Genomic DNA, 24,874 nt, shown 5'->3' on the forward strand with positions numbered 1-24,874 from the left:
CCAAAAGCGGGGAGAGGTCAGATCATGCAGCAATCCGCATGCGGGCATGGCGATGCGCAGCCCTGCCGGACGGCAATCGGATTGGCACAGCCCGGCTCATTCGGCAGACAGCCGGTTCGGTCTCCGGCCTTGAATTCGGCTGCGGCCCGTGATCTCAACGAGGGCTCCTGCGGCGCGATCTCTGCCGCGATCAACCCGGCGGCTGTGAGGCGATGGCGCGCAGATATTACGCTCCTTATCACAAGGAGCCCGTCTCCGGACTCGCGACCTGGGCGCGCAATCTCGCGGTGTTCTCCGCGGTGGCGACGCTGGTGTCGATCGGGGTGGTGCGATTCGGCTTTCTCGAAATGCGCCCGGCGATGGCGACCTGGTTCGGTGCGCTGGCGCTCGCCGGAGTGTCGATCCTGCTGGCGCTCGCAGGCTTCGCGGCGATCTGGCAGAACGGCTCGCGCGGCATCCCGCGGATCCTGCTGGCGCTGCTGCTCGACGTGCTGATCCTGGCCTACCCGGCCTATCTCGGCTGGCAGTACCGCATCCTGCCGGCGATCCACGACATCACCACCGATTCGATCGACCCACCGAAATTCGAGACCCTGGCGCGGCTGCGTGTCGGCGACGACGTCAACACCGCGGTCTATGCCGGGCTGTATTCCGCCGAGCAGCAGCGCGCCGCCTACCCGAACATCGAGACGATTCAGATCGAACTGCCGGTGCAGCGCGCTTACGACATCGTGCTGCAACTGGTGAACCGGCGGAAATGGCGGGTGGTTGACGAGCGCCCGCCGCAGCCGCCGAAGCGCGAAGGCCATATCGAGGCGGTGGCGCGCACCACCATCCTGAGCCTGCCCGAAGACGTGGTGATCCGGCTACGGCCGGACGGCGACGGCACAAGGATCGATATCCGCTCGTCGTCGCGCTATTTCGAGAGCGACCTCGGCAGCAACGCGGCACGGATCGCCAAGCTGAGCGAGGACATCACCACCGCGGCCGAGAACGCCCCCGCTCCAAAACCCGAGCCGGCACCGAAGCCGGCGGCGAAGGGCAAGAAATGACCGGGCAGAAGGCCGCGCCGCGACAAGGCCGGCCCCCGCCGAACGACATCACTTGCCGGCACCACCGATCGCCTGCTTGCACGGCTCCGACAGCGTGCTGAAATTGTCGTTCAGGCACTTCTTGATGCGGCCGCCACCCGGCGTCACGCCGCTGCAGAACTTCTGATAATCTCCCTTGCAGGCCTCGCGCGCAGCGCCTCTGTCCTGCGCGCTGGCGATCTGCAGCGTCAGCATCAGACCGGCGACGACGCAGGCGGCAGCGAGCGTCGCCCGCACCAGAACATCAGGCGCGCGAAACAGCGGGGCGGGGTGGCCGGAGCGGGGCGAAGTCTTCATTCGTTGCACCATGGCGAATCCTTGGGTTCGAAGTGGACGCCGTCGAGGCGAATGTAGTTGATACCCTCGAGCCGGCCCGATCCTTCGCGCCGCGCTTCAGCGAAACAGCCCGCCGGCGAGTTGCCGGCGTCCCTCGGGCGAGATCTGCTCCAGCGTCTCGACGAAGGTGTCGATCATCGCGTCGCCGACCTTGCTGCGCTTGTCGCGGGTGCTCTCGACAGCGGCACGCAGCGCCGCCTTGTCGAGCTCCGGCTGCGCCGCCACATTCAACGTGGCCCGCAGCGCCGCAACGTAGTCGCGCTGCAACGGCTTCAGCGTAGCTTCCCGGGCGTTGAAGTTGCGCCACAGAATCTCGGCATCGGCGGGCGGCAGCCGCGAGGCGACGCGTTCGATCAGCCGCATCGGTATCCCCGCATGCGGCGGTGTCCACTGCGGGCGAAGCCACTGCGCGCCCACATAGGCGCCGAGCGCGACGTTGAGGCAGAGCGAGCCCAGCAACAGCCAGCGCCCGGCGGTGAAGCGACCGAACGACATCCTCATTGCGGGCTCCACAGCGTCACGACCGAAGAATCGAACACCGCGTCGACCGCGGCGAGCGCTTCCTGCGAATGCTGATAAGGCAGCGTGCCGGCCAGCCACATGCCGACCAGCGCCGAACAGGCGAGACTTCCGGCCGGCAGCAGCGAGGCCGGCTGCAGCAGCCGGCGATACCAATGCTCGCGCGCTTCGCCGGCGCCGATCCGATGCAGTACACCCAGCGCGACCCGCCCTGCCCGCGCCGGCGCCACCTCAGGCGGGATCGCCAGCAGCGCATCGAACGCAGCGGCCTCACGCAGCACCGCCGCACCTGGATCGCCGGCGGCGAGTACCCGGGCCGCGCCGCGCACCTCTGCGGGCCAGCGCTCGATGTCGCCACCCCAGACGTCGGCCAAATCCCTGAACTGATCGAGCGTCATGCCCGCCTCCTGTCGTCTTGACGTCTTTCGACTTCTTTCTTGAGCGCCAGCCGCGCGCGGCCGAGCAGCGATTCGAACGCCTTGGGGCTGAGACTCATCGCGCGCGCCGCATCCTCGCCGGACAGCCCTTCCATATGAAACAGCGCGATCGCACCGCGCTGCCGCTCCGGCAACTCCGCCAGCGCCGCCTCCAGGAGACGCCGCTGCTGCACAGCGATCAGAGTCTCGATCGGCGCGGGCTCCGCCGACGCCACCTCGGCGGCATCTTCGATCGGCGCGTGCCGCGGCTTGCGGGTGCGATCGAAGGCGAGATTGAGCACAATCCGATACAGCCAGGTGGTGAACCGGGCGATGGCCGGATCGAACGACGACGCCTTGTTCCAGACCCGCAGGAACGCTTCCTGGCCGATATCGTCGGCTTCGGCGGGATCACGGACGATGCGCTGGGCGAGGCGGATGGCGCGCGGCATGTGCCGGGTCATCAACTCCCGGAACGCCTGCTGGCGGCGCGCCGCCACCGCCGCCATCAGCGCCTCGTCGCTGTCGTCCGCGACGCTCACCGATTCCGATCCGCCGGGCGACGCCGCCGGGCGGCGGTCCGGCCCGGCAAGCCCCGCCGGCATCCGATCAGCACGGCCGCCAGGCGCCGGCGACCCAGCAGCGCCGCGGCGCCGGCACCACCGCCGGCCCGGCGACCACCACCGGCGGCGCGACATAGACCGGCGGTACCCGATAAGGCCGCGCCACGTAGTACGGATATGGCCGATAGTAATACGGCCGGCGATAATAGCCGCAGCCCGGATAGACCCCGACGCCGCGCCAGCCGCCGCGGACGCAGGCGACGGTCTCGACCGGCAGCGCCGCCGCGGCGGTCGCATTCAAAGCCGCCGGCGCCAGCGGCGCCGCGCCTGCGGAGGAACCGATGGGGGCCAGCGAAGCGACGGCAAGCGACGCGGCGATCATCCATTTGCGCATCACGACATCCTTTCCTGTTCGGAGCGTGGCCCGTCCTGGCGGGCCGATGTCGGGAATACGGAGACACGACGGATTTCCTTCGCGGGGCGGGGCAAGGCTGCGGCCAATGGTATCACTTAGTAGAATGCCCAGGTATCTTGCTGCTGCCCGGTATTCTTGTGCTGGATTTGCTATCGCTGTCAGGCGGGAATGAGCAACGCCTCTCGCAGGTTGTAAGCCGTCTTTACTAAAACGATAGTTTTGCAACGCATGGTTCCATGCAGATAACGGCAACTGCGACGCGGATGCGGAGCAGCAGCCGACCTGCTGGCACCCATGGGTGGCGCGGGTGAGTCCTCGACTACATCGGCCGGGCAGAGCGCAGGCCACGGTCGGTGCAGGCGGATCGGATCAGCACCACGAGGTCGGTGCGTCCGGACAGAGGACGACAGGCAAAACGCTGGCCGTCCGTTGCGGCCCGCGACACCACCCATCGGAAATCGACGCGAAGGCGTGGACGGGGCTCGCCCCTGCACGACCGCTATTGTGGAGACGAGAATTCATGCTGTCCAAATTTCGTATGACCATCGGCCGCCGAATCTACTTGCTGATCGGCCTCGGCTTCGCCGGTCTTCTCGGCATCTCGCTGCTCGATTCGCGCGAATTGGCGAACGGTCTGAAGCAGCAGAAACAAATTGAGCTAAAGCACCTCGCCGAGCTGGCGATCAGCTTCATCAAGGACGAGTACGATGCCGCACAGCGCGGCGAGATCAGCACCGAGGAGGCGCAGAAGCGCGCCCAGGCGCGGATCTCGAAGCTGCGGTACGGGGGCAACGATTACTTCTTCATCACCGACATGCAGAGCCGGATGTTGATGCATCCGATCGCCAAGCAGTTGATCGGCCAGGATCAATCGAACGCCAAGGACCCCAACGGCAAGATGCTGTTCGCCGAAATGGTCGACACCGTTCGCCGCAACGGCAGCGGTTTCGTCGACTACGTCTGGGCCAAGCCGGGCTCCGACCAGCCGTATCCGAAGCTGACCTATGTGGCCGGGTTCGGCCCCTGGAACTGGATCGTCGGCACCGGTGTCTATATCGACGACCTCGACGCGCAGACCTGGACTTCGATGCAGCGCTCGTTGATCGCGGCGTCACTGGTTCTGCTGATCACCATCATCGCCTCGGTGGTGATGGCGCGGCTGATCACCAAACCGATCCACGCCATGACGCTGACGATGAAGCATCTCGCCGGCGGCCGTCTCGACGTCGAGGTGCCCGGCATCGGCCGCCACGACGAGATCGGCGAGATGGCGGGCGCGGTCGAGGTGTTCAAACTCAACGCGCTGGAGCGGCAGCGGCTCGAAGCCGAACAGAAGGAAGCCGAGGCGCGCATCGACGCCGAGCGCAAGGCCCATGCGAGCCACCTCGCCGACAGCTTCGAACGCGCCATCGGCGAGATCGTCGAGACGGTGTCGGCGGCCTCCAACGAGCTTGAAGCCTCGGCTACCACGCTGACCCGCACCGCCGATCAATCCCAGGAACTGGCGACCGCGGTGGCTGCAGCGTCCGAGGAAGCCTCCACCAACGTGCAATCGGTCGCCTCGGCCGCTGAGGAGATGAGCTCTTCGGTGAACGAGATCAGCCGCCAGGTGCAGGAATCGGCCCGGATCGCCCACGAGGCGGTGGACCAGGCGCGCCAGACCAACGGCCGGGTCGAAGAACTCGCCAAGGCGGCCTCGCGGATCGGCGACGTCGTCGAACTGATCAGCAACATCGCCGGCCAGACCAACCTGCTGGCGCTCAACGCCACGATCGAGGCGGCGCGCGCCGGCGAAGCCGGCCGCGGCTTCGCCGTGGTCGCCAGCGAGGTCAAGGCGCTGGCCGAGCAGACCGCCAAGGCGACCGGCGAGATCACCCAGCAGATCAACGGCATCCAGGCGGCGACTGACCAATCGGTGGCCGCCATCAAGGAGATCGGCGAGACCATCGCCAAGATGTCGGAAATCTCCTCGACGATCGCCTCGGCGGTCGAAGAACAGGGCGCGGCGACGCAGGAGATCTCCCGCAACGTCCAGCAGGCCTCGCTCGGCACCCAACAGGTGTCGTCCAACATCACCGACGTGCAGCGCGGCGCCACCGAGACCGGCGCGGCCTCGGCCCAGGTGCTGGCGGCGGCGAAGTCGCTCTCCGGCGATTCCACCCGGCTGAAGGTCGAAGTCTCGAACTTCCTGGAGTCGGTCCGCGCGGCCTGACCGCCCTTCCGATCCCGCCTCCCCATCACCTCGACCGGCGCCCACAGAGCGCCGGCCGATTGTGCTTTTGATGCAGCGATCGCACCCGCCACCGCCCGTACCCGTAACCGCACGAGGTTTTGGTAAAGGCGGCATTAACCAAGCCGGCTTACAGCTCGAAGCAGGTTCCACTGCCGCACCTCTCGGGGCGGCGGACCAGCGCCGGGCGAGGTAAGCGAGCGATGGCCCATCCCGGAAGTCTCATTCGCCCGGCGAACGGCCGCCGGCCGGCGATCGCCCCGGCTCTCCGGCCGCAATCGCCGCTCCGCGAACTGTTCGCCCCCCTCGACCTGCTGCTCGCCTGCGGCGGCGACACCCGGATTGATCTCGATCCGGCCACCGGCCGAAACGGCTATGGCTGCAGCCCCTCGCCGGCGCCCGAGATGGCGCTCTTCTCGTCCTGCACGGCCAGCACGATCTCGCCGCGCGGTTACGAGGCCGCCAGCCGCGCCCGGGACGCGCTGATGTCGTCGGCAATGCTGCACGGCCTCGTCGAATGCTTCGACGACCGGGTTGAGGAGATGCGCGGCGAGCTGAAGACGCTGCTGGGACTCGAAGAAACCGGTGCCGAGATCGTATTCACCTCCTCCGGCACCGACGCCCAGCTCGTCGCCCTGGCGGTCGCCCGCGCGTTGCACGGCGACGACCTGGTCAGCGTGATCACCGCCGCCGATCAGACCGGCACCGGCACCGCTTTCACGGCCCGCGGTCTGCATTTCGGCGCCCGCACCGCCAGCGGCGTCACCGCGACGCGCGGCGGTCCGATCGCCGGGCTCGGGCCGATCCGCAGCGTCGGGTTACGTCTGCGCGACGCCGACGGCCGCCTGCGCTCGCCCTCGGCGCTCGACGCCGAAACGCTCGAGATGGTCGAATCCGCCGTGGCACAGGGCGCGCGGGTGATGCTCGAAGCGATGGACTGCTCCAAGCTGGGCCACGCCGCGCCGAGCGACCGCTGCCTCGCCGAGATCGCGGCACGCTGGCCCGGCCGGGTGCAGATCGTGGTCGACGCCTGCCAGGCGCGACTCGGCAACCGCCGGATCGCGACGCTGCTCGACCGCGGCTTCATGGTGCTGCTGACCGGCTCGAAATACTTCGCCGGTCCCGCATTCAGCGGCGCGGTGTTGCTGCCGCCGCAGCTTGCCGATGCGGTGGAGGCGCTGCCGCGGCAGGCACCGGGACTTACGGACTATCTCGGACGCAGCGACTGGCCGATGCGCTTGACCTCCTTGCGCGAACAGTTTCCGGTCCAGCCAAATTTCGGCCAATGGCTGCGCTGGGAGGCCGCGCTCGAAGAAATCCGCGCCTACATGGCGGTGCCGGCGAAAGTCCGCAGCGACATCATCCGCCAACTCGGCATGAGATTCGCCGAGCTGATCGCCGCTTCGCCATCGGTACGGCTGCTGCCGCCGCAATCGCACACCGCGCGCGGCGACGAATTCGCCCGCCCGACGATCTTCGGCTTCACCCTGCACCGGGACGCCCGCCCCCTGTCGCTCGCCGAATGCCGCATGCTGCACCGCGCTCTGGCCGAGGGCACCGTGGGTGATGCGCCGTGCCTGCTCGGCCAGCCGGTCGGCTGGGGCGGCCGCACCGACGAAGACGTCGCAGCGCTGCGGCTGTGCATCAGCGCCCGGCACGTCATCGACATTCATGCCGACGCAAGCGCGCGCGACCGCCTTCTCGCCGATGCGGCGGCCGCGATGACCACGCTCGATGCGCTACTGCACCGGCCCTCCGTTTTCACCGACACCGCTGCCGAGGAACGCCATGTCCACTGACATCACCCAGCCCGTCGCCGCCGATCGCATCGGCTTCGCCCGCCTGACCAAGCGCGCTTTCGACGGCGAGAACCTGTACCCGCTGTGGCGGGAGCTGATGGGCAGGGTCGACGCCGGCACGGCGAGCTCCGGCGAACAGCTCGACCTCGCACTGATCACCCAATTGTTCGGCCACAAACCGGCAGGCCTGTCGATCCAGACCGAGACGCTGAAGCAACAGCAACTGTTCCGCTCGCCCTGCGCCAGCGACCATCCGCGGCTGCGCGTGCTGGCGCTCGCCGCCGACATCGACATGGGCGGCAATACGCCGATCGAATTCCTGCTGCAGGATTCCGGACTCGAGCTTCTGACTTTGTATGTGATCGACGGCATCCCCCTGCCCGATCCACTGCCGCCCCACGACGTCGCGATCGTGATCGCCTCCGACTCCGACGAATGCCGCGGCGCGCTGGCCACGATCGCGGCGCGCGCAGCCGACTGGCCGGCGCCGCTGCTCAATCCGCCGCACCTGATCCGGCATCTCGACCGCGACAAGCTGTACCGGCTGATCGGCGACGTCGACGGACTGGTGATCCCCGCCACGGTTCCGGTCGGCCGCGACGCGCTGATGGCCGCCGCCAACGGCTCCGCGGCGTTGCCCGAGGTCGCCGGCGGCCTCGACTTCCCGATCATCGCGCGGCCGCGCGGTTCGCATGCCGGCTTCGGCCTCGCCCGGATCGCCGACAGCGCCGGGCTGCTGGATTACTTGCGCGACCGCCAGGAGAGCGACTACTTCATCGCCCGCTACGTCGATTACGCCAGCGAGGACGGCCAATTCCGCAAGTATCGCGTGGTGGTGGTCGACGGCAAACCCTACGCCTGCCATATGGCGATCGCCGACCGCTGGGACATCTGGTACCTCAACGCAGGAATGGCCGAGAGCGAGCTCAAACGGCTGGAAGAGGCGGCGTTCTTCCACACCTTCGATTTCGGCTTCGCGCTCCGCCACAAGACCGCGCTCGACGGCATGATCGAGCGGATCGGGCTCGATTACTTCACCATCGACTGCGCCCAGATGCCGAGCGGCGACCTCTTGGTGTTCGAGATCGACAACACCTCGGTGGTGCACGACATGGACAGCCCGGAACTCTATCCCTACAAGCCGCCGCAGATGCACAAGATCTTCGACGCCTTCGCGTCGATGCTGGAGCGCCGGGTCGACTCCCGTCTGACGAGCGTGGCGTGAGCGACGCGATCCGCGCCGGCGCGAATGCCGGCGCAACCAGCCTCGATCCCGACGATTGGGACGCGCTGCGCGCCGACGCGCACCACATGCTCGACGACATGCTGGACTACATCGCCGGGGTGCGCGACCGCCCGGTGTGGCAGCCGATCCCGCCAACGGTCCGCGCCGGCTTCGCCGAACCGCTGCCGCGCCAGGGCACGCCGCTGCCGGAGGTGTATCGCCGCTTCACCGAGGAGATCGCGCCCTACGCCACCGGCAACGTCCATCCCGGCTTCATGGGCTGGGTGCATGGCGGCGGCACCGCGGTCGGGATGCTGGCCGAGATGCTGGCGGCCGGGCTCAACGCCAATTGCGGCGGCCGCGACCATATCGGCATCGAAGTCGAGCGCCAGATCGTGCGCTGGATCGCCGAGCTGTTCGGCTTTCCCGCCACCGCCAGCGGCGTGTTCGTCACCGGCTCGTCGATGGCGAATTTCATGGCGCTATTGGTGGCGCGCACCGCGGCGGTCGGTCCGCAGGTGCGCGAGGGCGGGCTGCCGGGCGAACGGCTCACCGCCTACGCCTCGGCCGCGGCGCACGGCTGCGTGGTGCAGGCCGCCGATCTCGCCGGCCTCGGCCGCGGCGCGCTGCGGCGGATTCCATTCGGCAAGGATCATCGCATCGATCTCGACGCGCTGAAGCGACGGATCGCGGAAGATCGCGCCGCCGGCTGTCAACCGTTCCTGGTGACCGGCTCGGCCGGCACCGTCGATGTCGGCGCGATCGACGATCTCGCGGCGCTTGCAGAACTATGCCTCGACGAAGGGCTGTGGTTTCACGTCGACGGTGCCTACGGCTCGCTCGGCATGCTGTCCGGCGAAATTGCGCCGAAGCTGAAGGGACTGTCGGAGGCGGATTCGATCGCCCTCGACTTCCACAAATGGGGCCAGGTCAATTACGACGCCGGCTTCCTGATCGTGCGCGACGGCGAGCAGCACCGCGACACGTTTGCGGCGCCGGCCGCTTACTTGCGCCGCGAGACCCGCGGGCTGGCCGGCGGCTCGCCCTGGCCGTGCGACTACGGTCCCGATCTGTCGCGCGGCTTCCGCGCACTGAAGACTTGGTTCACGCTGAAGACCTTCGGCGCCGACCGCATGGGCGCGATGATCGCCAACACCTGCAAGATCGCACGCGATCTGGAAACCCGCGTCGAGCGCGAGCCGGAGCTGGAGATGCTGGCACCGGTGACGCTGAACATCGTCTGCTTCCGCTATCGGGCGGCTCCGGACGTGGTGGACGCGCTCAACACCGAGATCGTCGCCGACCTGCACGAGTCGGGAATCGCCGCGCCGTCCTCGACCACGATCGACGGCAGGCTCGCGATCCGCGCCGCGATCGTCAATCATCGCACGACGTCTGCGGATGTCGGCCGGATGGTGGATGCGGTGCTGCGGTTCGGGAAGCAGCGGGTTGGGTCGTCAGCTTTCCGCTGGTGAAGTGCCGAGGAGCAGGCTCTCTCGTTCGTCATTCCAGGGCGCTGCGCAGCGGCAAGCCCGGAATGACGATGGAGAGGTTATCAGTTCGCCGTCCAAAACGCAGGCTTGGCGGGCTCCAGCCTTCCGCCGATCCGGACCGGGGCGATCTTGATGGCGAGGCCGGTGGCGTTGTCGGTTTCGACCGCGACGCCGCTCAGCGTGGCGTCGCCGTTGGCCGGTTCGAACCGACCCTGCGGAATCCCGGTGAGGAAGCGATGCACCGGCTCGTCCTTGTGCATGCCGATCACTGAATCATAGTCGCCGGTCATGCCGGCGTCGGTCATGTAGCCGGTGCCGTTCGGCAGGATCTGATGATCGGCGGTCGGAACATGCGTATGGGTGCCGACCACGAGGCTGACGCGGCCATCGCAGAAATGGCCCATGCCCTGCTTTTCGCTGGACGCCTCGCCGTGGAAATCGACCACGATGGCATCGGCAGCATCGCGCAGCGGGCAGGCTTCGAGTTCGCGCGCGATTGCAGCGAACGGATCGTTGAGCGGCTCCATGAACACCCGGCCCATCGCGTTGATCACCAGCACCCGGGCGCCGCTGCGGGTGTCGACCAGCGCGGCGCCGCGCCCGGGCGTATGGCGCGGGAAGTTGATCGGGCGGACCAGACGCGGCGCGCGCTCGATGAACACCAGCGCCTCCTTCTGATTCCATGCGTGATTGCCGAGCGTCACCGCGTCGGCGCCGGCGTCGATGAAATCGTTGTAGATCGCCTCGGTGATACCAAAACCGCCGGCGGCATTCTCGCCATTGACGATGGTGCAATCGAGCTGCCAGTCGCGGATCAGGCCCGGCAGATGCTCGGCGATTGCGGTGCGGCCGGATTTTCCGACCACGTCGCCGATGAACAGAATGCGCAAACTATCGACTCCGGAAAGTGAGCAGGCCCTGCTCCGTTAGCACATAATCCAGCACCACGTCGTGGGACGCAGCCGGAACGGCGGGGATTTGCTGCATTGCGAAGGCAAGCCCGATCGCCACCACCGGCCCCTGCGCGCGCAAATATTCCAGCGTGCAGTCGTAGTGCCCGGCGCCGTAGCCGATGCGATGGCCGCTTGCGTCGAACGCGGCGAGCGGCACCAGCACGATGTCCGGCGTCACCTCCGGCGCATCCGGCGACGGCTCGCGAATGCCGAGAGCGCTGCGCTGCAAACCATCGCCGTCGCGCCAGGCGCGGAAGGTCAGCGGCGTGCCCTGCCGCGCCACCACCGGCAGCGCTAGCCTGGCGCCGCCGGCGGCGAGCGCCCGCATCAGCGGAAACGGATCGAGCTCGCCACGGATCGGCGCATAGCCGGCGACCACAGCGCCCTCCCGCAACGAAACCGGCACCCCACCCGCAGCGATGGCGGTTGCGGCGGCGCGGCGATCGTCCTCACTCAGCGCAGACCGCCGCGCCAAAGCGGCAGCGCGCAACGCGGTCTTGGCATCGCTGGAGGCGGCAGGGAGATCGGACATCGGCGGGTTATAGGCGGCCGCGGCGCGCGGATGAAGCTCGGGCGACCGTCAGGCCGGAAGCAGCGGGAGATGAGGTTAAAGTGCGAAGCCACAGTGACCGTTGAAGCACTCGATCCCGGAGTTCCCTACGAAAGTAGGTGGGCACCATATGTCCGGGTCCACGGACCCGGCCAGGGACAGTTCCCGAAAGGATCGATAAGGCCCCGGGGATATATGGCTCCTGACGCGTCCCGCAGCTTCGCCGTGCCAATGTAGCGATCATACCGCCGGTTCGCCAGTCCGTGAGGGGTGGAATTCGACGGCCCGATGAACCACCTGACGTGGACAGCCGTTTCGGCTATCAAGAGCTGTCCCCCGATCGCCCTTAGCATCCCACAGGACGCTCAACCCGGATCGCCATGGCCTCGAAATCCAGCACCACCATCGCCCGCAGAGCCCGCACCCGTGCCGAAGCCGACTTCGCCACCTGGCTGATGATGGCCAAGCTCGGCAGCTTCGACGGCCTGCCGGAGAACGCCCAGAAGGTGCTGAACGGCTACCGCGAACGGCTCGACCAAATGAGCGAGATCGAATCCAAGGCGATCGCGGTGCGCGAGACCTACCAAGCTTACTACAGCGACATGGGCGGCACCGGCGAAGCGCCGGAGCCCGAGCCGCGCGCCGCACCGCCGGCCGAAGGCGGCGATGCAGCGACCGACAACGTGGTGCGGTTCAGGAAACCGCCGAAGCCGAAGGTGACCCGGGTCGCCGACCGCGGCGCCCGCCCCATGCCGCCGAACGCTCCCCGCCGACGGGTGCCGGCGCTGCTGATCTTCATCGCGCTGTGCGCGATCGTGGTGGCGTGGAAGTTTCTGACCAAATAACGCAGCCGCAGCTCATCGCCGGCGCGCCAACGCTCGGGACTTGCCGAGGCGAACCACGCGGGGACCATTGCGGATCAGACCGCCGAGCCGGCGTAGCAGCCGGACGCTGGCCACTGCCACGTAAGACAACAGCGCCGCCAGGAACAGTATCCGGACCGCGATCTGGAACCAATTCAGGTCTTCACCCGTCATCTGCCGACACCTTCTGCAAAGAAGGTCAAAGACAGGTCGACTGAAACGTTCCTCAGCCGAGCCGAACGCGGGAGACAGCAGCGTGAGCGACGACAGCGGGCGCGATCAGGCGCCGAACCAGGACAAGGCCGCGGCAGCGCCGCGCAAATCTTCCGACAAGCGGATGCCGCTGGTCGACAATCTGATCGACATGGTGGTGGACGGCGCGGTCGAGATCACCAAGGTCGCAGCCAAGCGCGCGGTGCGCCGGCTGGTCGCGGGCCCGGTCAAGACCACCGTGACCAAAGCCGCCGCCAAAGCCGGTCTCGCCGACTTCACCGAGCCGCTGGCCAAGCCGGCGCGGACCAAGTCCAAGACCGCAACCACTGCCGGCGCGGCGTCCCGTGCAAAAAAGGCTGCCAAGACCTCGGCGAAGTCGGCGGCGGTCGGCAGGTCCGGGACTTCCAGAGCCGAGACTTCCAAATCCGAGACTTCCAAAGCCAGGACTTCCAAAGCCAGCACGTCAAAGGCCAAAGCTGCAAAGCCAAAAACCTCGTCGTCGAAAACGGCGAAGGCTTCGAGCGCCAAGGCCAAGACGACCAAGTCGGCAGCTTCGACATCAAAGAAGACCGCAAAGCCGAGCAGGCGGTGAAATTGGCGAGGGCACGCGCCGACCGACGCCGGAAAGAAGCCGCAATAGGCGCCTCGTCCGGCTTCCTTCGGCCTTCGCACCCGTCATGCCCGCGCTTGGCGCGGGCATCGTCGTCTTGAACCCCGCACAAGATCAAAGACCTCGATGGCCGGGACACCCCGGCCATGACGCCGTGAATGAGTCGGGATCAATCGTCGTGGATATTAGTCGTGGAAATTACATGCCGCGTTCGATCGGCTGTTCGATTGCGCCGCCGGCTTCGGCCCAGTCTTTGAAAGCGCCGAGGTTGAACACTTTTTCGTAACCGAGATCCTTCAGCACCTTGCCGGCCAGCGCCGAGCGGCCGCCGGAGGCGCAGTACACGATCACCGGACGATCCTTGGCGAGATGCTTATCGTGGAACGGCGAATCCGGATCGGCGCGGAATTCCAGCATGCCACGCGAGATGTTGAGCGACCCGGCGACCTTGCCGGTGTTGCCGATCTCCGGCGCGTCGCGGACGTCGACCACCAGCGCGCCCTGCTCGATCAAATGGCGCGCGTCATCGACGCTCACCCGCGGCACCACCGCGTTGGCGGCTTCCATCATCTGCTTCAACGTCGTCATTCGGTTCTCCCTCGTGGATGGCTCAGCGGATCAGCCAGCGTGGCGTCACCGACGCATACTCGATCCAGGCGTTGCCGAAACGAATTGCCAGATGCCGCTCCTCGCGGCGGATCGCAAGCCGGTCGACCAGCACCGCCATCAGTAGCGCCAGCGGCACAAACCAGCCGTTGCCGACCGCAAGGCCGATGCCGGTCAACAGCAGGGTGTTGGCGAGATAGATCGGGTTGCGGCTGAACCGGAACGGTCCCCAGGTGACCAGCCGGTCGGCGGCGCGATGCGGCAAGACGTTGGTGCGGGCGGCCCGCATTGTCAGGATCGCCCAGACGTCGCCGGAAAACCCCAGCGCGACGAGCACGTAGCCCGTCCATACCACCAGCTCGCTGCGGGGCAGCGGCAACGGCAACACGACGCCGAGCCCGATCGCGGCCAAAGCCGCAATCGCCAGCAGCATCGGCGGCCACGGCAGTCTGTTCGGGCGGGTGCCCTCGGAACCAGTCATCGCAACTCGTCGGCAAACATTCGGTCGGTCGAATATATCGAAGGTCGTGCGGATAGACCAGCCGCCCATGATTCGATCAGGCCGTTCGGGCCGAGATCACGTCATCCGTCACAGCGCCCCGGCCGCCGTCGCCGCGACGATCCGCCAGCGCACACCGCGGCCTGCCAGTTCGTCGCCGAGCGCATCGAGCAACGCGCGCAGTTCCGCAGCTTCGGCGGTGACGATGATCTCGACCGAGAGCGTGTGACCGCGGACCTGCTCGACGATGCTGTCGTAGTCGACATCGCGGCCGTAGCCTTCGACCTCGCGGGCGGTGAAGCCGGTGCGCGCGGTCGGCTCGTGCGCCAGCATCGCGGTGATCACGTCGTCCTTCAGCGCCATCGGCACCAGCAGCGTCAGCACCATCGCGCTCATCGCGGGGCCTCCTGCGTCTTCGGAGCCGGCGGAATCCCGAAGCGGCGATACAGCACCGGCAGGATCACCAGCGTCAGCAGCGTCGAGGTGACGAGACCGCCGATCACCACCACCGCCAGCGGCCGCTGCACGTCGGCGCCCGGACCGGTGGCGTAGAGCAGCGGCACCAGGCCGAACGCAGTGATGCTGGCGGTGAGCAGGATCGGCCGCAGCCGGCGCTGCGCGCCGAGCTCGACGATCTGATCCGGCGGCAGGCCCTGGCTGCGCAGCATGTTGAAATACGACACCAGCACCAGGCCGTTCAGCACCGCGATGCCGAGCAGCGCGATGAAGCCGACCGAGGCCGGCACCGACAGATACTCGCCGGTGATCAGCAGGCTGAACACGCCGCCGATCAGCGCGAACGGGATGTTGATGAACACCAAGAGCGACTGCCGCAGCGACGAGAAGGTGACGAACAGCAGCAGGAACACCAGCGCGAGCGCGATCGGCACCACGATGCCGAGCCGCGCCGCGGCGCGCTGCTGGTTCTCGAACTGGCCGCCCCAGACGATGCTGTAGCCTTCCGGCAGCTTGACCCGCTCGGCGACCGCCGCCTTGGCCTCGTCGACGAAGCCGACCAGGTCGCGGCCCGACACGTTGCTCATCACCAGCGCCAGCCGGCGGCCGTTCTCGCGGTCGATCTTCACCGGCCCGTCGATCCGCTCGAGTCTGGCGACGTTGGCGAGCGGCACCGACTTGCCGTCGGCCAGCACCAGATTGATGCCGGCGAGCCGCGCCGGGGATTCGCGCAGCGACTCGGTGCCGCGGATCAGCACCGGCGTGCGGCGGCCTTGTTCGACCACGATACCGGCCTGCCGGCCTTCGATCTGGGTGCGCAGCGCCTCGGTGAGCGCGTCGACGTCGAGCCCTAGACGGCCGGCCTGCAGCCGGTCGATCGCGACATTGTAGTACTCGAAGCCTTCGTTCAGCGTGGTGCGGACGTCTTCGGCGCCCTTCAGCGTCTTCAGTGTCGCGGTGATCTGTTCGGCCAGCCTGTTGAGCGTCGGGATGTCGGTGCCGAAGATCTTCGCCACCACATCGCCGCGGGCGCCGATGATCATCTCCTGCACCCGCATCTCGATCGGCTGGGTGAACGAGAAGCCGATCCCCGGGAACCCGGCGAGCGCCTTGCGCAGCTCGCCCATCAGCCAGTCCTTGTCGTGCGGCCGGCGCCACTCCGCCTCGGGCTTGAGGATAATGTAGGTGTCGGTCTGATTGAGCCCCATCGGGTCGAGGCCGAGTTCGTCGGAGCCGACGCGAGCCACGATGCTCTTCACCTCCGGCACCGCGCCCATCACCGCCTGCTGGATTCGGAGATCGAGATTGACGCTTTCTTCGAGCCCGATCGACGGCAGCTTCTCGACGCTGATGATCGGCGTGCCTTCTTCCATCGTCGGCATAAAGATCTTGCCGAGCTGCGCATAGGCGAACACGGTGGCGACCAGCGCCAGCGCCGACACGGCCAGCACCGCCTTCTCGTGATTCAGCGCGAACCGCAGCACCGGCGTGTAGCCGGCGCTGATCTTGCGCACCAGCCAGGTGTCGCCGTGACCGGCGGTCTTCAGCAGCAGCGACGCCAGCACCGGAATCACGGTCAGCGCCAGCAGCAGCGACGAGCCGAGCGCGAACACGATCGCCAGCGCTACCGGGATGAACAGCTTGCCTTCCAGCCCCTGCAGCGTCAGCAGCGGCAGGAACACGATGACGATGATGCCGATGCCCGAGGTAACCGGCACCACGACTTCGCGCAGCGCCTGATAGATCCGGTGCAGCAGCGGCACCTGCGCGGCGTGGCGATCATGCGCCAGATGCGACACGACGTTTTCGACCACCACCACGGCGGCGTCGATCAGCATGCCGATCGCGACCGCGAGGCCGCCGAGGCTCATCAGGTTCGCCGACATGCCGGCGAAGCGCATCAGCACGAAAGTGGCGAGCGCCGACAGCGGCAGCGTCAGCGCCACCACCAGCGCGGCCCGCCAATCGCCGAGGAACAGGATCAACAGCACGATCACCAGCACCACGGCCTCGAGCAGCGACTTCGACACCGTGCCGACGGCGCGCCCGACCAGGTCGCCGCGGTCGTAGAACACGTTCAGCGTCACGCCCTTCGGCAGCGTCGGCTCCAGCTCCTTGAATTTGGCGCGAACGCCTTCGACCACGTCGCGCGCATTGGCGCCGCGCAGGCCGAGCACCAGGCCCTGCACCGCCTCGCCCTGGCCGTCGCGCGTCACTGCGCCGTAGCGGGTGATGCTGCCGATCCGCACTTCGGCGACGTCGCGCACCCGCACCATGCCGCCGTCGCGCGACGCCAGCACGATGTCGCGCAAATCATCGAGCGTGCGGACCTGACCGTCGACCCGGACCAGCAGCACCTCCTCGCCGGCCGACAGCCGGCCCGCGCCGCCGTTGCGGTTGTTCTTCTCGATCGCCTTCTCCAGCATATCGATGGTAATGCCGTGCGAGGCCATCGCCAGATTGTCCGGCACGATCTCGAAGCTGCGAACGAAGCCGCCGAGCGAATTGACGTCCGCGACGCCGGGCAGCGTGCGGAGCGCCGGACGGATGGTCCAGTCGAGCAACGTCCGCCGTTCAGCCATCGTCAGGTCGCCGCCCTCGATGGTGAACATGAACATCTCGCCGAGCGGCGTGGTGATCGGCGCCAGACCTCCGGTCAGCCCGTCGGGCATGTCCTTCATCGCCGAAGCGAGCCGTTCGGCGACCTGATTGCGCGCCCAATAGATGTCGACGCCGTCGGCGAAATCGATGGTGACGTCGGCGAGGCCGTATTTGGTGGTGGAGCGCAGGATGGTTTTGTTGGGGATGCCGAGCATTTCCAGCTCGAGCGGCATCGTCACCCGGGTCTCGACTTCCTCGGGCGTCATGCCCGGGGCCTTCATGATGATCTTGACCTGGACAGGCGACACGTCCGGGAACGCATCGATCGGCAGATGCCGGAACGCCAGCACGCCGGCGCCGATCAGCAGCAGCGTGGCCAGCACCACCAGCAGGCGATGCGACAGCGAGAACTCGACGAGACGGGTCAGCATTTACTCGACCCCGCCGAGTCCCTGCCAGGCGCCCTTCAGCGCAGCGATGCCGCGCACCGCGATCCGCTCGTCGCCGCGGAAACTGCCGCTGACCACCGCGAACTGCGGCAGCTCCTCGCGGATCTCGACCGGGGTCGCGACGAAACCGCCGTCGGTCTGCACGAACACGAAGGCGTCCTTGCCCCGCCGCACCATCGCGCCGCTGTGCACCCGCCATTCGGCCGAGCCGCTGGTGATCGGAGCGATCTGCGCTTCGACCACCTGGCCGGGCCGCAGGTCGGGATCGGGCTCGTCGAATTCGGCGCGGACGATCACGGTCTGCGAGGTCGGCTCGACGCTGGAGCCGATCGACACCACCTTGCCGACGCACTCATGGCCGCGCAGCGCGACCCGGGCGCCGACTGCGAACTCGTCGGCGCGCAGCGCCGGCACCTGGATTTCGACCCACAGCGGCGCGAGCTGCGCCAGCTTGAACACCAGCGCCAGCGCCTCGACGGTCTGGCCGGGCGTGGTCGGACTTTCCAGCACCACGCCATCGATCGGCGCGATCAGCGTCAGCCTGGGATCAAGCTTCTGGCTCGCCGCCAGCTTGTCGACCGCGGCTTCGGTCATCCCGACATGCAGCAGCGCCTGGCGGCGCTCGGCAGCGGTGGCGCGAGCTTGTTCGTATTCGCTCTGGGTGACGATGACCTGCTTCCTGGTCACCGCACCGTAGGGCGCGAGCTGCGTCTCGCGGTCGAGATTGGTCTTGAGCAGCCGCTCTTTGTTGTAGGCGACGAGATATTCGGCCTGGGCGTTGGCGAGCGCCGGGCTCTGAATCTCGGCGAGCAGATCGCCGGCCTTCACCACCGTGTCGATTCGCACCAGCAGCCGCTCGATCCGGCCGCCGAGCGGCGCATTCATCAATCGGCTGCGATCCGGCGGTACCGCGATTTTGCCGGGGAAGCTGAGGCCGGCCGCGGCCGGCTGCTTCTCCAGCGGCGAGGTCTCGATCCCGACCCGTTCGGCCTGCTGCTTGGAGATCGACAGCTCGTCGCCGGCGCGCGCGGTCCCGCACGCCAGCACGGCGGCAATCAGCAAAAGCCAAATGGTCGAAAAGCGGAGCATGGGTTTGTCACTGGCACCTGTGCCGGCCCAAAGATGCCGGACGCGCCGGCTCCCCGCAGCCGCCGCAAAACGTGCTGCTTGCCTATGCTAGCGCGGCTGACAGGACGCTGACAGGGCCATCCGCCGCCAGCGTCAACGGCCGGTATGCGCCGGCAGAAGCTGACTGCCAGTGTTTCGCGGCAGGGCTCTCTCCCGTCCCACGCCGCCCTGCGTCCTTCAGGCCGCGCGCTGGGCCAGCATGTCGGCGCGGACCCGGCCGAGATAATCGCGGATGCGGTGCGCCAGCGTCTCCGACTGCGACGACAAATGAGTCGAGGCGGTCATGGTCGAGGCGGCGGACTGCTCGGTGTCGCGGGCGCTCGCGGTCACCGCCTGGATGCTGCCGGCAATCTCGCTGACCACGTCGTAGGCCTGCTCGATGTTCCTGGCGATATCGGCGGTGGCGGCCGACTGCGCTTCTGCGGCGCCGGCCACCGCCGCGGTGATGTCATCGACCTCGGTCATCACCACACCGATCTCTCCGATCGAACGGCTGACGAGGTCGGCGGCACCGTGGACATGCTCGACCTGTGCCTCGATCTCCCCGGTGAATTTGGCGGTCTGCTCGGCCAGCGCCTTCACTTCGGCTGCGACCACTGCGAAGCCACGACCAGCCTCGCCTGCGCGAGCCGCCTCGATCGTCGCGTTCAGCGCCAACAGATTGGTCTGACCGGCGATCACCTCGATCGACTTGACCACCTCGGCGATCCGCTCGGCAACGCTGCGCAGGCTGGCGACGTTGGCGGAGGCTTCCGACACCCGGCTCACCGCGCGTCCGACGACTTCGGCGGAACGGCCGATTTCGGCGCCGACTTCGCGGGCGCTGGCCGATAGTTCGGTGGTGGCGGCAGCGACGCTGCGCATGTTGCTGCTGGCCTGCTCGGCGGAGGCCGCGACGCTGGTCAGGCGTTCGCGGGTCAGCGACGCACCGCTGGTCAGACTGCCGGCGGTGTCGCGCATCCCGCGGGAATCCTCGTCGAGCGACGACACCACGTCGCTCACGGCGGCTTCGAGCTGCGCCGCCTGCTGGGCGAAACTGTTGATCCGCACCTCGATGCTGTCGGTGGCGGCATTGATGGTCTTGGCGCCGCGCAGCAGCGCGCCGTGCAACCCGCCCGGCAGGATGCGGCGGAAGTAGCGACGATGCTGCACCGCGTCCATCGCCGCGGTGGCTTCGCGCACGAACGCGTCGCAGCCGTCGATCACGTCGTTGACGGCGCGCAGCATGTCGCCGGTGCGGCCGTTATCGGGAATATTCAGGATGCGCGCCTCGAAGTCGCCGGCGGCGATTCTCTGGCAGACGTCACGCGCCTGGCCGATCAGCCGCGTAGTCTGCACCATGCGGTACAGCGCAACGCAAGTCGCCAGGATGGCGAAGCTCTGGATCGTCATCGCCGCCGAGCGATAGTCCAGCGCCTCCAGCGCCAGCGCGATTGAAGACGCGACGATGATGAGGGCGATATTAAGCTGCGCTTTGGAGAGCGAACATAAGTTCGTCATAGCTGACCTTCTTGGAGGCGACGAAATCCGTCAGCGCCTTGAGCCCCGCCTCGACCGCCTGCTTGCCGTTGGCGTGACCCTGCTCGACCCGCAGCACCTCGGCGTAAAGCGGCGCGATCGCACTCGCGACCACGCTTGGATCCGGCATGCGGCGATTGGAGTGATAGGCGACGATGTTGCCGTGCTCATCGAACGACGGCGTGATGTGCGCGAACACCCAATAATGGTCGCCGCTGCGCGCCATATTCTTGACATAGCCGAAGATCTCGCGGCCCGCGGCTATCGTGTCCCACACCAGGCGGAACACCGCGCGCGGCATGTCGGGGTGACGGATCAGGCTGTGCGGCTGGCCGAGCAGTTCCGCTTCGGTATAGCCGGCGATGTGGCAGAACGTGCGGTTGGCGTAGGTGATACGGCCTTTCAGATCGGTCTTGGACACGATCAGTTCGCCTGCCGGAAAGAACACTTCCTTGCCGGTCGGGCGGATTTGGACAGCCATCGCCTGTCTCCTTGGAGGGCACGCCTCGGTTTCTCGTAGGATCAGGGATTTGAATTTGTCTTAAAGCCCGACCCCACGCCGCATCATCGCGGCAAAATACGTAGTTGTACGAAGCCTCGAATTGGAACCGCACAAGACTGACCGATTAGTTCGCCGAACCGCTACCCTCACGCTGCACGTTGCTCGACGAGTTCCTTGCGGACCTGACCGAGATAGCCGTTGATCTGCTGCGCGAGCTGTTCCGATTGCGAGGACAGCTCGGCCGAAGTCGTCATCGTCGAGGCGGCGGCGCGTTCGTTGTCCTGAGCATTGCCGGCGAGCACATGGATGGTCTCGGAAATCTCACGCACCACCGCGAACGCCTCGTCGATATTACGTGCGATCTCGGCGGTCGACTGCGACTGCGCGCCCGCGGCGCCTGCAACCTGACGCGTGATGCTGTCGATCTCGGCGATCACCGTGCCGATCTCACCGATCGAATGACTGACAGCGCCGGCGGCGCCGTGGACCTGGCCGATCTGGGCCTCGATCTCGCCGGTGAACTGGGCGGTCTGCGACGCCAGCGCCTTGACCTCGTGCGCCACCACGGCAAAGCCACGGCCGGCATCGCCGGCCCGCGCCGCCTCGATCGTGGCGTTGAGCGCCAGCAGGTTGGTCTGGCTGGCGATCGCCTGGATCGCCTTGACCATCTCGCCGATATTGTCGGCGACCCGCTGCAGCGCATCGACATTGCCGCTGGCCTCGCCGACGCTGCTCACCGCCCGCGCCACGATCGCGGCCGAGCGATCGATCTCGGTCCGCACGCCGCTGGCGCTCGAGGTCAGTTCGGAGGTCGCGGAAGCGACCGACTGCATGTTGGCGGTCGCCTGCTCGGAGGCGGCGGCGACCGACGCCAGCCGTTCCCGTGCCGACGAGGCGCCGACCGTCAGCGTGCCGGCCGTGTGCTTCATCTGCGTCGACCCCCGATCGAGCGCGCTAACGATCGCGCTCGTCGTCGCCTCCAGCTCCGCGGTGCGGCCTGCGAAACTGTTGATCCGGCCTTCGATGTTGCCGGCGGCGGCGTTGATGGCGCCGGCGCCGTGCAGCAGCGCGCCGTGCAGCCCACCCGGCAGGATACGGCGGAAGTATTTGTTGTGATGCATCGCGGTCATCGCCGCGGTCGCCTCGCGGACGAAGGCGTCGCAATCGTCGATCATATCGTTGATGGCGCGCAGCAGCGTGCCGGTGCGGCCGTCGTCCGGAATGCCGAGAATCCGCGCTTCGAAATCGCCGTCGGCGATGCGACGGCAGACCTCACTGGCCTCGCCGAGCAGCCGGCGCGTCTGACTGATGCGGAACAGCGCCAGCCCGGCGAACGCCATCACGACGCCTTGGATCACCATCGCGGCGACGTAGAACTCGAACACGCCGCATACCACCGCCGCGCCCGCGGCGACGATCAATCCGGCGACGTCAAGCCGCGCTCTTGAGAGAGAACATAAGTTCGTCATAGGAGGCCTTCCGGGAAGCGACGAAATCGGACAGCGCGCGACAGCCGGCGGACAGCGCGTCCTTGCCGTTTGGGTGGCTGCTCTCGGTGCGGAGGATGTCGGCGTAGAGCGGGATGATCGCGGCTTCCAGCACACCGCGGTCCGGCGCACGGCGATTGGAGTGATAGCCGACGATCCGGCCCGCACCGTCGAACGACGGCGTGACGTGCGCGAACACCCAATAGTGGTCGCCGCTGCGCGTCATGTTCTTCACATAGGCGAAGATCTCGCGGCCCTGCTGCACCGCATCCCACAGCAGCTTGAACACCGCGCGCGGCATATCGGGGTGGCGGATGATGTTGTGCGGCTGGCCGATCAGGTCGGCCTCGCGATAGCCGGAGATGTCGCGGAACAGACGGTTGGCGTAGGTCAGCCGTCCCTTGGTGTCGGTCTTGGAGACGATCAGTTCAGACGCTGGGAAGAAGGCCTCCCGTCCGCTGGGCGTGACGTGGCGCATTGACGACCTCGATGGAACTCATTTGCGCCTGCTCGTTATTCGCAGAACAGTTGCGAATGGGTTTATTCCACCAAAGGTGAAGAACTAAAGTTCACAAATCGGATATTTACGCCATCATAATACCGATAAATGCCTCACTTTGCCGCTGGCCGACTAGGGAAACGGTATCAAGACGAGGCACCTCGCCGAGGCCCGGCTCCGATGCCTAAGGTCGGCCGCCGAGACCGTGGGCGATCACCTTGCGCATCAGATTGGGCAGAGCCTCGTCCGCCAGCGTAGCGATGGCGGCCCAGCGCATCCCCGCCGGGGCCCGGCTGCCCGCAGGGGCGTGCGCGACATACACCGTCAGTTCCAGCGGGAAGTGGGTGAACACGTGGCTGACGACGCCGGGTTTGCGATGCCAGCGCGACAGGCCCTTCAGCACCGGCGCCTGCGCCCGGGCGGCGGCCTCGTCGTGATCGGCGAGCCAGTCGGAATTCGGCACCTCGGTCATGCCGCCGAGCAGGCCCTTGGCGGGGCGGCTGCGAACCAGCACCTGGTCGCCGCGGATCACCACGAAGGCGGCGCCGCGGCGCAGCGCCCCGGTCTTCTTCGGCGCCTTGCGCGGGAAGCTGTCGGCGTCGCCGCGCAGCCGTGCCGCGCAGCCGTCCATCAACGGGCACAGCGCGCAGGCCGGCTTCTTGGGCGTGCAGATGGTGGCGCCGAGATCCATCAGCGCCTGGGCGCTGTCGCCGGCGCGGGACGGGCCGAGCAGTGTCTCGGCCAGCGCCTTGATGCGCGGCTTGGCCTTCGGCAGTTCGTCCTCAACCGCACACAGCCGCGACACCACCCGCTCGATATTGCCGTCGACCGGCATCGTCCGCCGGCTGAACGCGATCGCCGCGATGGCGGCGGCGGTGTACGGCCCGACGCCCGGCAGCGCTCGCAGCCCCTCCTCGGTGTCGGGAAAGCGGCCGCCATGCTGGCGCGTCACCGCCACCGCGCAGGCGTGCAGGTTGCGGGCGCGCGAGTAGTAGCCGAGCCCGGCCCACATCTTCAGCACGTCGTCGAGCGAGGCTTCGCCCAGCGCCGTCACGCTCGGCCACCGCGCCATGAACTTGTCGAAATATGGTCCGACCGCCCGCACCGTGGTCTGCTGCAGCATGATCTCGGACAGCCAAACCGCGTAAGGGTCGGCACTCGCGCCCGGCGGTGCCCGCCACGGCAGGCTGCGGCGATGCCGGTCGTACCAGGCCAGCAGCGCTTGCGGCCGGGCGCGCGCGGCGTCGCCGTCCGTGTCGTGTTCTGCTGTGATGACCGGGGATTGTTTCCGCCGCGGCGCCGCGCCTGCTAGACTCATGGCCGGTATCGTCGCAAAGCGTTTCTGCATGAGCAAGCCCGGCCCGATCTCCGCCAAGCCATTGTCCGGTCTGCTCGGCGCGACGCTGTCCGAAGCGTTCGCCAAGCAGGGCTTTGCGGCGCGCGAACTGGTGACGCGCTGGGCTGAGATCGCCGGGCAGCAGATCGCGGCGCATTCGGAGCCGCTGAAGATGCAGTGGCCGCGTCCGGTCGACGGCCAGCCGGTGGAGCCGGCGACGCTGGTGCTGCGGGTCGAAGGACCGATGGCGCTGGAGATCCAGCATTCCTCCGACCTGATCCTGGAACGGGTCAACCGCTTCCTCGGCTGGAACGCGGTCGGGCGGATCGCGCTGCGCCAGGCACCGCTGTCGCGCCGTCCGCGCAAGACGATCCCGCGCGGTCCCGATCCGTCGGCGGTCGCCCGCGTAGCCGCAACTCTGGACGAAGTCGCCGATCAGGAGCTGCGCGACGCGCTGGCGCGACTCGGCGCGACGATCAAGCGGACGTGACGCCGGCGCTTTTCAACTTGTTCTGGC

Annotated in this window: 26 protein-coding genes and 1 other RNA gene; 8 read left to right on the forward strand and 19 right to left on the reverse strand. The window is 67.5% G+C overall.

What is annotated here, in order from left to right:
* The first annotated feature begins 212 nt into the window (after positions 1 to 212).
* Positions 213 to 1,052 (forward strand): DUF1499 domain-containing protein, encoded by an 840-nt coding sequence (locus tag FLL57_RS17505; RefSeq protein ID WP_142883544.1) that lies wholly within the window; start codon positions 213 to 215, stop codon positions 1,050 to 1,052.
* Positions 1,053 to 1,100: 48 nt separating this feature from the next.
* On the opposite strand, the gene FLL57_RS17510 is transcribed toward FLL57_RS17505, so the two are convergent.
* From FLL57_RS17510 to FLL57_RS17530, 5 genes are all read right to left on the reverse strand, one after another.
* Positions 1,101 to 1,388 (reverse strand): cysteine rich repeat-containing protein, encoded by a 288-nt coding sequence (locus FLL57_RS17510; RefSeq protein ID WP_234713365.1) that lies wholly within the window; start codon positions 1,386 to 1,388, stop codon positions 1,101 to 1,103.
* A gap of 96 nt (positions 1,389 to 1,484) precedes the next feature.
* Positions 1,485 to 1,928, reverse strand: a complete 444-nt coding sequence (locus tag FLL57_RS17515) for a periplasmic heavy metal sensor (RefSeq protein ID WP_047308929.1) — start codon at positions 1,926 to 1,928, stop codon at positions 1,485 to 1,487.
* Complete coding sequence (locus FLL57_RS17520; protein WP_142883545.1) at positions 1,925 to 2,344, reverse strand: hypothetical protein; 420 nt, start codon at positions 2,342 to 2,344, stop codon at positions 1,925 to 1,927. The genes FLL57_RS17515 and FLL57_RS17520 overlap by 4 nt, the downstream gene beginning before the upstream one ends.
* Positions 2,341 to 3,060, reverse strand: coding sequence for an RNA polymerase sigma factor (locus tag FLL57_RS17525; protein WP_049800224.1), 720 nt, complete (start codon positions 3,058 to 3,060; stop codon positions 2,341 to 2,343). The genes FLL57_RS17520 and FLL57_RS17525 overlap by 4 nt, the downstream gene beginning before the upstream one ends.
* On the reverse strand, positions 2,972 to 3,319 hold the full coding sequence (locus FLL57_RS17530) for a hypothetical protein (protein ID WP_013504313.1): 348 nt from the start codon (positions 3,317 to 3,319) through the stop codon (positions 2,972 to 2,974). Before FLL57_RS17530 ends, FLL57_RS17525 begins: the two co-directional genes overlap by 89 nt.
* 541 nt (positions 3,320 to 3,860) lie before the next feature.
* Between FLL57_RS17530 and FLL57_RS17535 the strand changes: the two genes are divergently transcribed.
* The 4 genes from FLL57_RS17535 (at position 3,861) to FLL57_RS17550 (ending at position 10,069) form a co-directional block, all read left to right on the forward strand.
* Positions 3,861 to 5,552 carry a methyl-accepting chemotaxis protein gene (locus FLL57_RS17535; protein ID WP_013504314.1) on the forward strand — a complete coding sequence of 564 codons (1,692 nt, stop codon included), beginning with the start codon at positions 3,861 to 3,863 and terminating at the stop codon, positions 5,550 to 5,552.
* A gap of 221 nt (positions 5,553 to 5,773) precedes the next feature.
* Positions 5,774 to 7,369 (forward strand): cysteine desulfurase, encoded by a 1,596-nt coding sequence (locus FLL57_RS17540; RefSeq protein ID WP_142883546.1) that lies wholly within the window; start codon positions 5,774 to 5,776, stop codon positions 7,367 to 7,369.
* A complete protein-coding gene (locus FLL57_RS17545) occupies positions 7,359 to 8,594 on the forward strand; it encodes an ATP-grasp domain-containing protein (RefSeq protein ID WP_142883547.1) in 1,236 nt (411 codons plus the stop codon). The genes FLL57_RS17540 and FLL57_RS17545 overlap by 11 nt, the downstream gene beginning before the upstream one ends.
* Entirely contained in the window at positions 8,591 to 10,069 is a 1,479-nt protein-coding gene (locus tag FLL57_RS17550) for a pyridoxal phosphate-dependent decarboxylase family protein (RefSeq protein ID WP_142883548.1), read from the forward strand. The genes FLL57_RS17545 and FLL57_RS17550 overlap by 4 nt, the downstream gene beginning before the upstream one ends.
* Before the next feature lie 80 nt (positions 10,070 to 10,149).
* Here the strand turns inward: FLL57_RS17550 and FLL57_RS17555 are convergent, their stop codons facing one another.
* The 3 genes from FLL57_RS17555 to ssrS form a co-directional block, all read right to left on the reverse strand.
* Positions 10,150 to 10,977 (reverse strand): TIGR00282 family metallophosphoesterase, encoded by an 828-nt coding sequence (locus tag FLL57_RS17555; RefSeq protein WP_013504318.1) that lies wholly within the window; start codon positions 10,975 to 10,977, stop codon positions 10,150 to 10,152.
* A 1-nt stretch (position 10,978) separates the two neighbouring features.
* Entirely contained in the window at positions 10,979 to 11,572 is a 594-nt protein-coding gene (locus FLL57_RS17560; protein ID WP_142883549.1) for a 5-formyltetrahydrofolate cyclo-ligase, read from the reverse strand.
* Between the two features lie 81 nt (positions 11,573 to 11,653).
* A non-coding RNA gene (ssrS, locus tag FLL57_RS17565) (6S RNA) lies at positions 11,654 to 11,814 on the reverse strand.
* Between the two features lie 156 nt (positions 11,815 to 11,970).
* Here ssrS and FLL57_RS17570 point away from each other — a divergent pair.
* On the forward strand, positions 11,971 to 12,435 hold the full coding sequence (locus FLL57_RS17570; RefSeq protein WP_013504320.1) for a hypothetical protein: 465 nt from the start codon (positions 11,971 to 11,973) through the stop codon (positions 12,433 to 12,435).
* Positions 12,436 to 12,447: 12 nt separating this feature from the next.
* Here FLL57_RS17570 and FLL57_RS17575 read toward each other — a convergent pair whose 3' ends face one another.
* Positions 12,448 to 12,627 (reverse strand): cadmium ABC transporter ATPase, encoded by a 180-nt coding sequence (locus FLL57_RS17575; protein WP_142883550.1) that lies wholly within the window; start codon positions 12,625 to 12,627, stop codon positions 12,448 to 12,450.
* Positions 12,628 to 12,709: 82 nt separating this feature from the next.
* Between FLL57_RS17575 and FLL57_RS17580 the strand changes: the two genes are divergently transcribed.
* Positions 12,710 to 13,258, forward strand: coding sequence for a recombinase RecQ (locus tag FLL57_RS17580; RefSeq protein WP_185966155.1), 549 nt, complete (start codon positions 12,710 to 12,712; stop codon positions 13,256 to 13,258).
* A 216-nt stretch (positions 13,259 to 13,474) separates the two neighbouring features.
* Here FLL57_RS17580 and FLL57_RS17585 read toward each other — a convergent pair whose 3' ends face one another.
* The 10 genes from FLL57_RS17585 to mutY all read right to left on the reverse strand — a co-directional run bounded on the left by FLL57_RS17585 (position 13,475) and on the right by mutY (position 24,339).
* Entirely contained in the window at positions 13,475 to 13,864 is a 390-nt protein-coding gene (locus FLL57_RS17585; RefSeq protein WP_013504323.1) for a rhodanese-like domain-containing protein, read from the reverse strand.
* A 22-nt stretch (positions 13,865 to 13,886) separates the two neighbouring features.
* Complete coding sequence (locus tag FLL57_RS17590; protein ID WP_142883552.1) at positions 13,887 to 14,363, reverse strand: methyltransferase family protein; 477 nt, start codon at positions 14,361 to 14,363, stop codon at positions 13,887 to 13,889.
* A gap of 108 nt (positions 14,364 to 14,471) precedes the next feature.
* Entirely contained in the window at positions 14,472 to 14,777 is a 306-nt protein-coding gene (locus FLL57_RS17595; RefSeq protein WP_142883553.1) for a DUF3240 family protein, read from the reverse strand.
* On the reverse strand, positions 14,774 to 17,869 hold the full coding sequence (locus FLL57_RS17600; protein ID WP_142883554.1) for an efflux RND transporter permease subunit: 3,096 nt from the start codon (positions 17,867 to 17,869) through the stop codon (positions 14,774 to 14,776). The genes FLL57_RS17595 and FLL57_RS17600 overlap by 4 nt, the downstream gene beginning before the upstream one ends.
* Entirely contained in the window at positions 17,870 to 18,976 is a 1,107-nt protein-coding gene (locus tag FLL57_RS17605) for an efflux RND transporter periplasmic adaptor subunit (protein ID WP_142883555.1), read from the reverse strand. It abuts the gene before it with no gap.
* A gap of 216 nt (positions 18,977 to 19,192) precedes the next feature.
* On the reverse strand, positions 19,193 to 20,515 hold the full coding sequence (locus tag FLL57_RS17610) for a methyl-accepting chemotaxis protein (RefSeq protein ID WP_047308915.1): 1,323 nt from the start codon (positions 20,513 to 20,515) through the stop codon (positions 19,193 to 19,195).
* Positions 20,478 to 21,014 (reverse strand): PAS domain-containing protein, encoded by a 537-nt coding sequence (locus FLL57_RS17615; RefSeq protein WP_013504329.1) that lies wholly within the window; start codon positions 21,012 to 21,014, stop codon positions 20,478 to 20,480. The genes FLL57_RS17610 and FLL57_RS17615 overlap by 38 nt, the downstream gene beginning before the upstream one ends.
* 167 nt (positions 21,015 to 21,181) lie before the next feature.
* Positions 21,182 to 22,456 carry a methyl-accepting chemotaxis protein gene (locus tag FLL57_RS17620; protein WP_283811125.1) on the reverse strand — a complete coding sequence of 425 codons (1,275 nt, stop codon included), beginning with the start codon at positions 22,454 to 22,456 and terminating at the stop codon, positions 21,182 to 21,184.
* 10 nt (positions 22,457 to 22,466) lie between these two features.
* Positions 22,467 to 23,000 carry a PAS domain-containing protein gene (locus FLL57_RS17625; RefSeq protein ID WP_142883557.1) on the reverse strand — a complete coding sequence of 178 codons (534 nt, stop codon included), beginning with the start codon at positions 22,998 to 23,000 and terminating at the stop codon, positions 22,467 to 22,469.
* A 205-nt stretch (positions 23,001 to 23,205) separates the two neighbouring features.
* On the reverse strand, positions 23,206 to 24,339 hold the full coding sequence (gene mutY, locus FLL57_RS17630; protein WP_185966156.1) for an A/G-specific adenine glycosylase: 1,134 nt from the start codon (positions 24,337 to 24,339) through the stop codon (positions 23,206 to 23,208).
* A 28-nt stretch (positions 24,340 to 24,367) separates the two neighbouring features.
* On the opposite strand from mutY, the gene FLL57_RS17635 reads away from it, so the two are divergent.
* Positions 24,368 to 24,847: a DUF721 domain-containing protein gene (locus FLL57_RS17635; RefSeq protein WP_013504333.1), complete on the forward strand. Its 480-nt coding sequence runs from the start codon at positions 24,368 to 24,370 to the stop codon at positions 24,845 to 24,847.
* Positions 24,848 to 24,874 lie beyond the last annotated feature (27 nt).

Source organism: Rhodopseudomonas palustris, assembly GCF_007005445.1.
In the GTDB taxonomy this organism is placed as follows: domain Bacteria; phylum Pseudomonadota; class Alphaproteobacteria; order Rhizobiales; family Xanthobacteraceae; genus Rhodopseudomonas; species Rhodopseudomonas palustris_G.

What these genes read in the sequence shown, in the direction of transcription:
- FLL57_RS17510 (WP_234713365.1), bottom strand. Translation starts at nt 1,388, where the DNA reads ATGAAGACTTCGCCCCGCTCCGGCCACCCCGCCCCGCTGTTTCGCGCG.
- FLL57_RS17605 (WP_142883555.1), bottom strand. Translation starts at nt 18,976, where the DNA reads ATGCTCCGCTTTTCGACCATTTGGCTTTTGCTGATTGCCGCCGTGCTG.
- FLL57_RS17545 (WP_142883547.1), top strand. Translation starts at nt 7,359, where the DNA reads ATGTCCACTGACATCACCCAGCCCGTCGCCGCCGATCGCATCGGCTTC.
- FLL57_RS17635 (WP_013504333.1), top strand. Translation starts at nt 24,368, where the DNA reads ATGAGCAAGCCCGGCCCGATCTCCGCCAAGCCATTGTCCGGTCTGCTC.
- FLL57_RS17570 (WP_013504320.1), top strand. Translation starts at nt 11,971, where the DNA reads ATGGCCTCGAAATCCAGCACCACCATCGCCCGCAGAGCCCGCACCCGT.
- FLL57_RS17595 (WP_142883553.1), bottom strand. Translation starts at nt 14,777, where the DNA reads ATGAGCGCGATGGTGCTGACGCTGCTGGTGCCGATGGCGCTGAAGGAC.
- FLL57_RS17525 (WP_049800224.1), bottom strand. Translation starts at nt 3,060, where the DNA reads ATGTCGCGCCGCCGGTGGTGGTCGCCGGGCCGGCGGTGGTGCCGGCGC.
- FLL57_RS17540 (WP_142883546.1), top strand. Translation starts at nt 5,774, where the DNA reads ATGGCCCATCCCGGAAGTCTCATTCGCCCGGCGAACGGCCGCCGGCCG.
- FLL57_RS17560 (WP_142883549.1), bottom strand. Translation starts at nt 11,572, where the DNA reads ATGTCCGATCTCCCTGCCGCCTCCAGCGATGCCAAGACCGCGTTGCGC.
- FLL57_RS17515 (WP_047308929.1), bottom strand. Translation starts at nt 1,928, where the DNA reads ATGAGGATGTCGTTCGGTCGCTTCACCGCCGGGCGCTGGCTGTTGCTG.
- FLL57_RS17530 (WP_013504313.1), bottom strand. Translation starts at nt 3,319, where the DNA reads ATGCGCAAATGGATGATCGCCGCGTCGCTTGCCGTCGCTTCGCTGGCC.
- mutY (WP_185966156.1), bottom strand. Translation starts at nt 24,339, where the DNA reads ATGAGTCTAGCAGGCGCGGCGCCGCGGCGGAAACAATCCCCGGTCATC.
- FLL57_RS17535 (WP_013504314.1), top strand. Translation starts at nt 3,861, where the DNA reads ATGCTGTCCAAATTTCGTATGACCATCGGCCGCCGAATCTACTTGCTG.
- FLL57_RS17585 (WP_013504323.1), bottom strand. Translation starts at nt 13,864, where the DNA reads ATGACGACGTTGAAGCAGATGATGGAAGCCGCCAACGCGGTGGTGCCG.
- FLL57_RS17625 (WP_142883557.1), bottom strand. Translation starts at nt 23,000, where the DNA reads ATGCGCCACGTCACGCCCAGCGGACGGGAGGCCTTCTTCCCAGCGTCT.
- FLL57_RS17520 (WP_142883545.1), bottom strand. Translation starts at nt 2,344, where the DNA reads ATGACGCTCGATCAGTTCAGGGATTTGGCCGACGTCTGGGGTGGCGAC.
- FLL57_RS17600 (WP_142883554.1), bottom strand. Translation starts at nt 17,869, where the DNA reads ATGCTGACCCGTCTCGTCGAGTTCTCGCTGTCGCATCGCCTGCTGGTG.
- FLL57_RS17590 (WP_142883552.1), bottom strand. Translation starts at nt 14,363, where the DNA reads ATGACTGGTTCCGAGGGCACCCGCCCGAACAGACTGCCGTGGCCGCCG.
- FLL57_RS17615 (WP_013504329.1), bottom strand. Translation starts at nt 21,014, where the DNA reads ATGGCTGTCCAAATCCGCCCGACCGGCAAGGAAGTGTTCTTTCCGGCA.
- FLL57_RS17505 (WP_142883544.1), top strand. Translation starts at nt 213, where the DNA reads ATGGCGCGCAGATATTACGCTCCTTATCACAAGGAGCCCGTCTCCGGA.
- FLL57_RS17575 (WP_142883550.1), bottom strand. Translation starts at nt 12,627, where the DNA reads ATGACGGGTGAAGACCTGAATTGGTTCCAGATCGCGGTCCGGATACTG.
- FLL57_RS17610 (WP_047308915.1), bottom strand. Translation starts at nt 20,515, where the DNA reads ATGACGAACTTATGTTCGCTCTCCAAAGCGCAGCTTAATATCGCCCTC.